Raw genomic sequence first — 10,373 nt, forward strand, 5'->3', positions numbered from 1 at the left:
CTGGAGCCTGCATTGGTCTGCGCGCCCTGGTTCAGTTCGTCCTTGGTCTTTTTCGCACCGATGCCAACGGAGAAGCCGCTGCCGCTCGAACCGAACTGGATGCCGAACCCGGATTTCTCTTCCTTCTCTCTGGACGAGGCGCTCTCCGCCCCCGGCGTGATGTTGATGTCGCGCGCTGCGTCAAGCGCGATATCGCGGCCGGCCTCGACATCCGAACCGATGATGTTGACGTCGGTTTCGCGCGCCTTGATGTTGACATCCGTCCCTGAGGAGAGCGAGGAACCCGCATTCAGCGTAGTGGCATAATCCTTCTCCTTGCCTTCCTTGCCCCATATCGACAAGAAGCCGCCGCCTGAGCCGACACCAAGGCCGGACTTCTTGCTTTCGCTTTCTCTCTCGTGCTGCTCGGCCGCGCCGATGACCGAGACGCTGTCGCCTTCGACAGTGATGGCCTCGCCGGCGGTGACCTTCGAGCCCGCGATGACGGCGTTGTCGCCGGCATTGAGATTGACATTGCCGGAAGCGCCGAGCTCGGAGCCGACCGTCGTCTCGTTGTAGCTCTGGGTGGAGATACTGCCCTTACGCAGGAAGCCCTTGCTCTTCTCCCGGTCGTCATGCGCCACCCTGTCCTTGCCCGACGCGATGACCAGATCACCGCCAACATCGATGTTGAGATCGGCCTTCTTCTCCTCGGCCCCTGCCTGAACCTTGGACGCGGAGATGGTCGTGTCACCGCCCGAGGTGATATCGACGCCGGCGCCGCCGCTGATCGAGGAGCCGACGGCGGTTTCGGTTTCGATATGACCCCACACCTGCCCCTTCTTCTTGCTGAAGCCGCTGCCCGTCTTGAAGCTCCCCTCGGTGTCGACCACCGCACTGTCGCGCGCCTCGGCAATGGTGACGTTGTCGGAAGCGCTCAAGCTCACCTTCTCATCGGCGGAAAGCTTGCTGCCGATGATGTTGAGGTCGCCATTGCCGTCCGTCCCGGCCCTGGCGGAGATCGATCCACCGGCCTCGATTTCGGAACCTGTATGCGTGGTCGAGGAAGAGGAATTCTTGCCGAACCTGACCGATTCCTGCTCCTGCGCGGCGGTGATGTTGATATCATTGCCAGCTTCCAGCTGCGCGTCGCCGCCCGCCTTGAGCTTCGATCCGGAGAGCAGGATGTCATCGCCCGCCTTGATGGTCGCGTCGGTCCCGGAGGAAAGCTGCGAGGCCTGCTGTGTCGTCCGGGTCGCCTTCGAGTACCCATCGTCGGATTTCCGCGTCACATCGACGGTGGCGATATTGACCGAGCCGTTCTCGGCCGTAACGTCGAGCGCGCCGCCGGCGCTCGCCGCGCTGCCGATCACGGTGACGTCGTTCTCCGCCTTTATGCCGAGGTCGCCGCCGGTATTGATCCGCGTGCCCGTCGCATTTTGCGAGCCGTCATTCTCGACCTTCTGTGTTTCCAGCATCACATTGCGGCCGGCCAGCACGGCATTGCCGCCGACATCGACACCGGTTCCCTGCAGCTTGAGCGTGTCCCCCGCCTGCAGCGCCGCGTTGCCTCCAGCCGTGACCATCGCATTGGGATTGACCACGTTCTGGCCGCCGACGGTCAGGGACTGCGCGGTCAGGGTAAGGTTCTGCGAAGCCGCCAGGGACAGATTGCCCCCCGCATTGAAGCTGCCGCCCGTGGCCGAAATCGTCGTGGCGGCCAGCCTCAGATCGGTTTTTGCGGCAATCGCACCGGAATTGGCGACATTGCCGACATTCATATTGACCGAGCCGCCGGAGATCAGCGCGCCCGCGACGGTCAGGCTGGCCTTGTCCGTATTCGCAACATAGACGGTCGGCACCAGAACCTCGATGCCGTTGACGGTCTTCTTCTCATACCAGACGAGCGTTTCGGTGAGGCCGGCGATCATTTCGGGTGAGAGCTGCTGGCCGATGGCGAGGCCGTTGGCATTGGCGAAGTCCGCGCCGCGATCGAGCAATGTCTTCATCTGCTCGATCGCATCACTGCCGGGGATGAACGAACCCTTGCCGAGCCCCTGATTGACGAGCTGGCGAAGCTGCTGGTCGATCAGCTGGTTCTCGAAATAGGCGTCGCCCAGGAAGGGCACCTCGCGTTCGGGCCTATAGCCGATCCGGCTGATGAAATACCCAGAACCGTAGAACTTGCTCACATCGAGGAATTCGACGCGAGTTTCATAGAGGAACACCTGGCCGGGAATGGTTCCGCCGAAGCCGCCGGAGTTCGGCTTCGGTGCCGAATTGCCGAGGGCGGCGACGAGGGCGGCGCCGGCGAACGGCGTACCATTCGCTAACAGCCCGCCAAGCGCCGCGTTCGGCGTGAACAGCGCCCCGCCCGCCGTCAGTCCCGCCAGCGCTGACGTGGGATCGCCCGGCGTGGTCGAAGGCGCAAGACTGGCTCCGCCGGCGATCGAGCCCGGTGCGGACGTGTTGTTGATGTCACCGAAGCCGCTGATGTCGAGCGCGCCACCGGCCTTGATATTGCCCGCGGCGAGTCCGACGGTCTCGACTTTGCTGATGATGAAGGTGCCCTGGGCGATATTCTTCGAAGGATCGCGGTTGCCGTCCGCGTCATAAGCCTCGCAGGCGCCAAGCGCGTTGCATGTCGTCGTCGTGGTACGGCTGAGCGTCACGCCCTCATTGTTCAGCACCTGACCCTTGAGAACGGCATCGCCCGCGGCTTCGATGCTGCTGTAGCTGTTGTTGAGGGTCGTCGCGTCGATCGAGAGATTGCCGCCGGCGCGGATCAGCGCCTCAGGCGCAAGCGGCCCATCGAAGCGAGCCTCACGGACGGACTGGCTGATATTGGAGGTCTCATTCCATGTGTAGGTCGTGCTCGTGTCCGCCGGCCCGTCAAGCCAGTAGGCTACGACGAAGTATCTGGAAGGGTTGGTGGGATCGAGGATGGGAACGCCGTTCTCATCCTTCGGGACGCGCTGCTTGATCCAGTCGTAGATTTTGCCCTGCCCTACCGGGCCATTGGCGGATTTCCAGGTCCAGGCGTGATAGGACGTCCCGTCGGCAAGCGTGGCCAGCGACCAGAGCTGGGACTCATAGTCCGACCAGAGCGGTGGATAGAACCCGGGATAAAGCTGCGGCTTGTCATTGGGATTATCATTGTAGAGATAGGCGAAGGGCTTGCCTGCCACATCCGGATTGAGCACGAAACCCGAGACCTCGCCCGACGAGATGAGGTGCGTGCTCCAGGTGGGCGTCGTCACGCGCTTGTTGGTGAGGTTCTCCGTCAGGATCGAGACGTCGTTCTCCGCCCGGATCAGGCCGGAGACATTGGTGACGGACCGGTTGCGCCCGCCATTGGCGTCTGCGGCGATCGCGAGATCGTGACCGACGAGGATGGCGCCCTGATCGTTGAGAAGATCGCCCGCCACATGAAGCCGGCCGTCATTGCCGGCATAGATCAGGCCGGTCAGTGTGTTGGTGAGATCGCCGGAGATGTTGAAGGTCAGGTCGCGACCCGCCGCCAGCTGACCGGGGTTGGTCAGCGAGGCGAGCGTCAGCGTCAGGTCGTTGGCAGCCAGAAGCGCCGTCGCGGAGGTCGTGGCAATCGTTGTGGCCTTGACGGAGATATCGCCGCTGCCGCCGTCGGCGGTCACGGCCCGGATCTTTGAGCCGGAAACATCGGCGGAATCTGTCAGATTGAGTGAAATACCGCCAAAAGTCAGCGTGCTGCCCGAGAAATTGGCGCTATCGGCATTGACGGTCAGCGTGCCTGCCGTCGCCAGCTTGCCGCGGTCATTGCTGAGATCGAGGCTCTGCAGCGTGAGCGCGATGTTGCCCCTGGCGACCGTATTGCGATCAAGGCTGATCGAGCCCTGATCGGCCCGCAGATCGGCACCGGCGAAACTCTGCAGGCTGTCATAGGTGATGTCCCGCAGCGCATGCGCCGTCAGATCACCACCGCTCAAAAGCTCACCGGCAATGATCGAACCGTCCGTCGCATCGAGCGACATCTGCCCGGTGCCCGCCAATCCGGTCTTGAGGATCAGCGAACCGCCCGATTTCTCCGTCGCGGCGAAATCGACGCCCGAAACCAGCGTTCCGATATCAATCGAACCCGCATTGAGGATGGCATTACCACCGGCGAGCGATTGGCCGGACAAGGTGAGCGTACCGCCAGCCGTCAGATCGAGATCACCGTGGCCCAGGGCGTTGGCCGACAGATTCCCGGTCGCGGAGGCAACCATATTGCCCGAGGAAAGCAGACGGTCGGCGGTAAGATCACCTGCCGTTGCTGTCAGATTGAGCGCATGAGCCGCGTTGGCAAGAACAACATTGCCGTTGTCGAGTGCTGCCAGATCGACACCGGCAACGACAGTGCCGATATTGATGGACGAACCCTTGATGACGATGTCGGAACCCGACAGCAGCTGACCGCTGATCGTGGTCGTGCCGGAGATATCAGCCACACCATGACTGGTCACATTGCCGGCATTGAAGGTTCCGGCATTGGCCACCAGATTACCTGCTGACAGCAGCGTGCCGACATCAATCGCTCCGGCGCCTGCCTGCAGCGCTGTATCTCCAGAACGTCCGACGACAATCGCACCGTTCGGCGAGGCCTTGCTGGCGGCGAAATCGACGCTGGAGATAACCGCACCCGCCTTGATGTTGGCGCCCGTGATGCTGACGTCACCCGCACCGAGAAGCTGGCCCGAAACATTCGTGTTGCCGGCAATCGCAACTGCGCCGTGGCTCGTGATGTTTTGCCCGATCACCGATCCAGCCGAAACATTCAGATTCCCGGCTGAAAGCAGCGAAGCAACGTCAACCGCGCCGCCGGACATCTGCAGCCGCATGTCGCCCGTTGTTCCAGGAGAGATTGCTCCATTGGCAGCATTGGTTGCGGCAAAATCGATGCCGGAGACGGCACTTGTCGCCTTCAGGGAACGGGCGGAGGCCACAAGCGCGCCACCAGAAAGAATGTCACCACTCGCGATATCTGTCCCGGCGGTCAGAGTCATGTTGTTGAAACTGACGAGCGAAGCAGAGGCAATCGCGCCGGATGCCGCTTCAATCGTCAGCGCGCCGCCACCCGCCTTGGCCGTGCCGGACAGGGCGATATTGCCGGAGGTCGCAGCCATCTTTGCCGCACCGTCGGCAATGACCTGGCCAGCCGTAATGCCCTGCCCCGCCTGAAGGTTGGCGTTCTGCCCTGCCGAGACGTTCGCGATTGCGATCGCCCCGGACGATGTCAGTCCGATAGTTCCAAGAGAAGCCACATCGCCTACAACCGAAAGCAGGCCATCGCCGCTCCCCAGAATGACGTCCTCGTCGGCAGCGACCGCCTCAAGCGCGATGCCCTTTTCGGCCTTCACCGTCACGCGCTTCTTCGAGGTGACCTTCTTCGCCTCGACCTGCCGGCTCTTCGACTGGATGTTCACCCCATCGCGGCCGGATGCATTGCCGAGCGAGATCCTGCCGTCGGCCGAGAGCGTCAGTTCGCCGGCGTTCGCGGCCATGTCGCTGCGCATCCTGACGCCGGCGCCCTTGTCGGTGACGACGATCCTGATGCGGTCGGCCTGCATGGCGCCGAGTGCCGAACCGTCGATGGCGAACTCTCCGGCATCGTCGGCACCGGGCAGCGCCGTCATCTCGCCGGTAGCGTAATCGAACTTCTGTCGTCCCGTCGAAAGCCTCAGGTTCGTGCTATTGACCGGCCCGTCAATGCGGATGGTGCGTGAGACGATGTCGAAGAGATCCACCGCGCCGTCACCGGAGGCAAAATTGCCGCCCCTGGAACCAAAGGTGACGTCGCCGGCCCGCACGGTGAAGCCGTTGAGGCGGCCGGTCGCGTCAATATCGGGTGTGCCGGTGGTCAGCGTGGCGCGCGGCGTGTTGATGAAGCCGCAGCCATCGCAGGTGATGCCGTTCGGATTGGCGATGATGACATCGGCCCTGCCGCCGAACACCTCCGTCGGGCCTTCGAGCGCACTGCGGTTGCCCGAGGTTACCTCGTTGAGGATGACGCTTGCAGGACCGCTGTTCTTCAGGTTCGGATTGCCCGGCGTCACACCGCCGAGCTTCGAGGTGCCGAACTCGCCATTGTGGTTGTTGAGGATCAGCCCGGGATTGCCGACATTGAAGTTGCCATATTTGTTATGCGACAGCCCCTGCCCGTTCGGCGTGACGATATCGACAAGCGGCACGCCGTTCGGCGCCGCACCCACGCCCGGCTGGTTGGCGATCGGAGCACTCGCATCCGGCGTCACCTGCTGCGCCTGAACTAGCATCGGCTGGAAGGCGAGAAGTCCGCTCAGCAGCGTCGCTGTTGCCTTGCGGGCAAAATTGGCAGGATCGAACCGATGAACGCGATATGCCGCCCCTTCACGGATTCGGAGTGCATGTGAAAAATATTGACGGACTGCAAAATTCTTCATGGCCGATCCTGCCTCAAAAATTCATCAAAGAGACGCGGCGGCTGATCGCCGCGTCATGCTTTAGTTTCTGACTTTCGCCGGCTGCGTGCTGCGGGGGTCGTCGAGTTTCTTGTAGATCTCGGTCAGTTGTGACCTGGGCGGGCTGCATTTCTTGCTCCGCGCGATGTCCTCGAGAACCTTGTTGCGATTGCGCAAGGCATCGATCTCCACCTTCTCCGGCGATTTCGGATCCATGAAGAAGAAGGCCGGGAAAAAGAACACGCCGGCCGCCCCGAGGGCGATGTTCTTGCCCTGCGCCTGCGTGCGCTCTTTCAGCGTTGTCAGAATCTGGCGCTCATTCGCCGCGAATTCCCGCGAGATGCCGGCACAATCGAAGGCACTGTCCGTCGGATTCGTTATAGCAACGGGATGCGCCTCGCGTCCTCCGCAGCCGGCCAGGATCAGGCCCAGTCCGACCAAAACCGCCGTACCCGCACCCGTCTTCCTCACGATCCTCTTGTCCCCACGAAACATCTTCCTGCTCCTGTCTGCTACTCACCACCTGAGTGATGTGCTTACGAAAAAAATATCCTTGTCCGCCGCTTCGGCGCTCGCCTCGAAAATCCTGGAATAGCCGATATCGGCGCCGATCCTGCCGCCGGCGAGCCGGGCGCCGACCGTCCAGCCAGCCATGTCGCCGCCTTCAATGCCGTAGCGCTCCTCACCGAAGACATGGCCGTAGTCGAGCCCGACATAAGGGCGGAGCTCGCCGAGCCCCTTGGCGAGGAAGGCATTGTCCGCCCATGGCATGGTGCGCCAGGTGATCTCGTTGCGGGTGAAAAAGCCGTTATTGCCGAAGAGCACGCTGTCGCGGACGCCCCGCACATTCGAGTAGCCGCCGAGCGAGATCTGCTCCGCCCCGAAGAGATTGTCGGGCGAATATTGCCCGTTGATCATGCCGCTGAACTGGAGGTTCTGGCCTGAGAGCTCAAAAGGCCTGGTGACGCTGACCGTGCCGGAGAATTTGGAGAATTGCGGATCGGCATCGCCCGCACCCGGCTCGCCGCGCTCCACCGCGCCGAAGATGCCGAGCCCCTGGGAATAGCTCACGTCGAAGACCCAGAGGCCGCCGAGCCAGCGGCGGGAATGCGAGGCGCCCAGATTGGCCACCGTATATTCCCGGCTGCCCACTTCGATGCGGCTGCCCATCAGGAAATTGTTGGTCTCCTTGTAGGTGATGCCGGCATTGAGGGTCGTGATGGAATCCTTGTCGCGCAGGATCACCCGGTCGACATTGATGCCGAACTGGCCGGAATCGCCCGATGTCTCGATATCCCCGAAATTGCCGGGAACGGCGCTGTGATATTTGTACCAGGAGCCGTTGAGCGAGAAGCTCCAGTAGCCATAGGGAATGCTGAGCGACCCCGAGATGCTGTTGCTGCGGCCGATGCCGTCATCCGGCCAGGGATAGTCCGGTCCCGTGTGCTCATAGGTCAGCGACAGGAGATCGTTCAGATTGGCGAGATTGTCCATCTGGAAGGAGACGGAGCTCCTGGAATAGCCGGTCTGCTTCTGCCCGAGATTGCTGTTGGCCACCGAGAAATGCCAGGGCAGACCCGGCTGGTTCTCGACATTGAGGATCGACGTGCCCGGCTCCTTGCCGGGCAGCATCGACGTCTTCGCATCGTTGGAGGAAAGCCGGTTGATCTGATCGAGCCCCTGCTCGACATCGCGGATATTGACCGGCCTGCCCTTCATGCCCGGGAAGGCTGTGGCGATGAGGCCGGGATAGGCTGCCGGCTTGCCGTTGAGATAAATATCCGAAAGCGCGCCTTCGGCCGCCACCAGGCGCAGAACCTTCGTCTCGGCGATATTCTGCTCGGGCACATAGACGCGGGAGGTGATGTAGCCCTCCTCGACATAGAGATAGGTCAGCTCCTTGAGCAGCGCATTGATATCGGCAAGACCGATGCACCTGTTCTCATAGGGCTTCAAGACGGGTTCGATCGCCATTTGCGGCAGCAGCGTTATGCCCTTGACCTCCACCCGTCTGATCTCGAAACATGGTCCTTTGCCCGGCCCTTCCGCCTGTTCCGGCCTTTGCTGCTCGGCCTGCGGCGTGCCGCGCGGCGTTGTCTCACGCAACATCTCAAGCCGCTGCTGGAGTTCCTCCTGTTCCTGGCGCTGGATGAAATCGTCGGCAGGCGTCGGCCCCGGCGATTGCGCAAAGGCGGCAGAGCCCATCAGGATTGCAGAAACGGAAAGGGCAAGCCAGGGCACGGCCGGGCGAAGGCATTGCATGATGTTCGCTCCCGGTTCAGCCCCTGGACGGCTTCTGCAGTTCTGCCAGAGCCTTGGTCAGCCCCTTCAGAGAAAAGCGCAGATTGATGTTCTGCCCATTCATCAGCCGCAGATGCGCCTCGCCCGCATTGCCCTTCTGAAGCGCGCCGAGCATCTGCTGATCGAGCTTCTGCTGTGCCCAGCAGCCCGCCTGGTTGCAGTTGCGATAAGGAATGGTGACAACGTCCCTGCCGTCGGCGGACAGGCCCAGCCCCACCGGCAGGACGACGTTCAGCGGCACCAGCGCCGTCAGCAGGAGATCATTTTGGGACGGCTTCTTGCCTGCTTCCGGTGCGGTCCTGGCGATGGCGAGCGTCAGGACATTGACGTTCTGTTCGCCCTGCCTGACCTGCGCGATCTGCGCCACCTCGCATTGCGGCACCGTCTTGCCGTCCGCAGCCTTCACATCGACGCAGCGGTGATACCAGTCGTCGAACTTTGTCACATGCGGAGCGCCAGCCGCAGGTTGTGCCGGCGAGGCCGTGGCGGGCTGTGGCGGCGCTGATGGCGCTGTTTCGGAACCCTGGGCGAAGGCAGAAAAGCACCCGCTAATACTTATCCCAATAAATAGGGAGTATCTGCAAAACCAATATCTTATCGCCGCCACACCCACTCTCCGCAATAAATTTGCTTGCGTGGCTGTTAACGATTCACAACCAAGGGTGTCAACACGTTCTGCGGGCATTTGACATCGCAAAACATCGATTGTTACTCAAATACCGCAGTCTGTAACGCTGGAAGCTTAGGAGCTGTTGCTAATGGAACCTGCATTCCAACGCAGATATTAAAAGTTCCCTAACCCCGCGCATGCGGAGAACACGCGATCCTTTCATCAAGGATCATGGTGTGGTGGCGGTCGCTCTACCCCGACGCAGAATCGGGGCGGCGCGGCGACGCTGGCCGCCATCCAACGGGATCCTCAACCCAGCGATCGATTTCCGCCTCGTGCCAACCAGCGCCGTTGATGCTGATTTTAATCTGGGCGGGAAAGGTGCCCTCGGCGATTTTGCGATAGATGGTGGAGCGGGATAGGCCGGTGCGGGCGAGGACGGTTTTCAGACGGACGATACGGTTTAATTCGCGCATGGCGGCGATGCCTCCTGCTGGTCGTTTCTGGCTACTCGTGATCCACGACAGAGCAAGAAATTATCCTTTTGCAAGAGATATTTAGCTAGCGTCGTACTGCTGCGCAGAGACGGCGGCAAAAAGGAAAGTTCTACAACCCAGGTGCCCGACCTCGTTCAAAGGCGATGCCGTGGGTGAAGACGAGTTCCCGGCCAAGGCTGCGGCCCGATTTGAACGAAGTGCCAAGTTCTCGCTTGCGGTTGGCGAGTAGTGATCCGGGTGCGAGCGGACCACCCGTTAGCATATCTCTCCACGGGCCGGATTATTCTAGAGTTTGCTGAAAACGCGCATCGGTTTAAAGGGCAGATGCCGGTATCTTCATGCTGGCCGAGACTCGGCACGGCACAATGCCCCCTCGCCCGCTTTGCCGGGTCTCATTTCGGGATTCTATTCACCTGAATCTGAAGTTCGTCTCATTGTCTTCTGGCAGAAGCGCTTGACCGATGCGAGGATTTGGTCTGCGGATTTGACCCACCTGTAAGGGGTAGGGCTTTCGTTGTGGGCTTTGATAAA

General features: G+C 61.5%; 5 protein-coding genes and 1 pseudogene. All 6 read right to left on the reverse strand.

Translation table 11 applies throughout. From position 1 onward, the window contains the following. Window positions 1-6,416, reverse strand: a 6,416-nt coding sequence (locus tag C5748_RS26945) for a two-partner secretion domain-containing protein (protein ID WP_105746090.1), incomplete at its 3' end; no start/stop codon positions are given. A gap of 60 nt (window positions 6,417-6,476) precedes the next feature. Further along, the gene (locus C5748_RS26950) at window positions 6,477-6,929 is read right to left on the reverse strand and encodes a hypothetical protein (RefSeq protein WP_105746092.1); all 453 of its coding nucleotides are present in this window, start codon (window positions 6,927-6,929) and stop codon (window positions 6,477-6,479) included. Window positions 6,930-6,950: 21 nt separating this feature from the next. Beyond that, window positions 6,951-8,696, reverse strand: coding sequence for a ShlB/FhaC/HecB family hemolysin secretion/activation protein (locus C5748_RS26955; RefSeq protein ID WP_105746094.1), 1,746 nt, complete (start codon window positions 8,694-8,696; stop codon window positions 6,951-6,953). 16 nt (window positions 8,697-8,712) lie between these two features. Continuing rightward, a complete protein-coding gene (locus C5748_RS26960) occupies window positions 8,713-9,180 on the reverse strand; it encodes an invasion associated locus B family protein (protein WP_245582008.1) in 468 nt (155 codons plus the stop codon). Window positions 9,181-9,596: 416 nt separating this feature from the next. Further along, window positions 9,597-9,821, reverse strand: coding sequence for a helix-turn-helix transcriptional regulator (locus C5748_RS26965; protein ID WP_105746098.1), 225 nt, complete (start codon window positions 9,819-9,821; stop codon window positions 9,597-9,599). Between the two features lie 426 nt (window positions 9,822-10,247). Then, a pseudogene (locus C5748_RS26970) lies at window positions 10,248-10,373 on the reverse strand (IS630 family transposase); the annotation flags it as partial.

It is taken from the genome of Phyllobacterium phragmitis, from assembly GCF_002980495.1.
In the GTDB taxonomy this organism is placed as follows: Bacteria; Pseudomonadota; Alphaproteobacteria; order Rhizobiales; family Rhizobiaceae; genus Paramesorhizobium; species Paramesorhizobium phragmitis.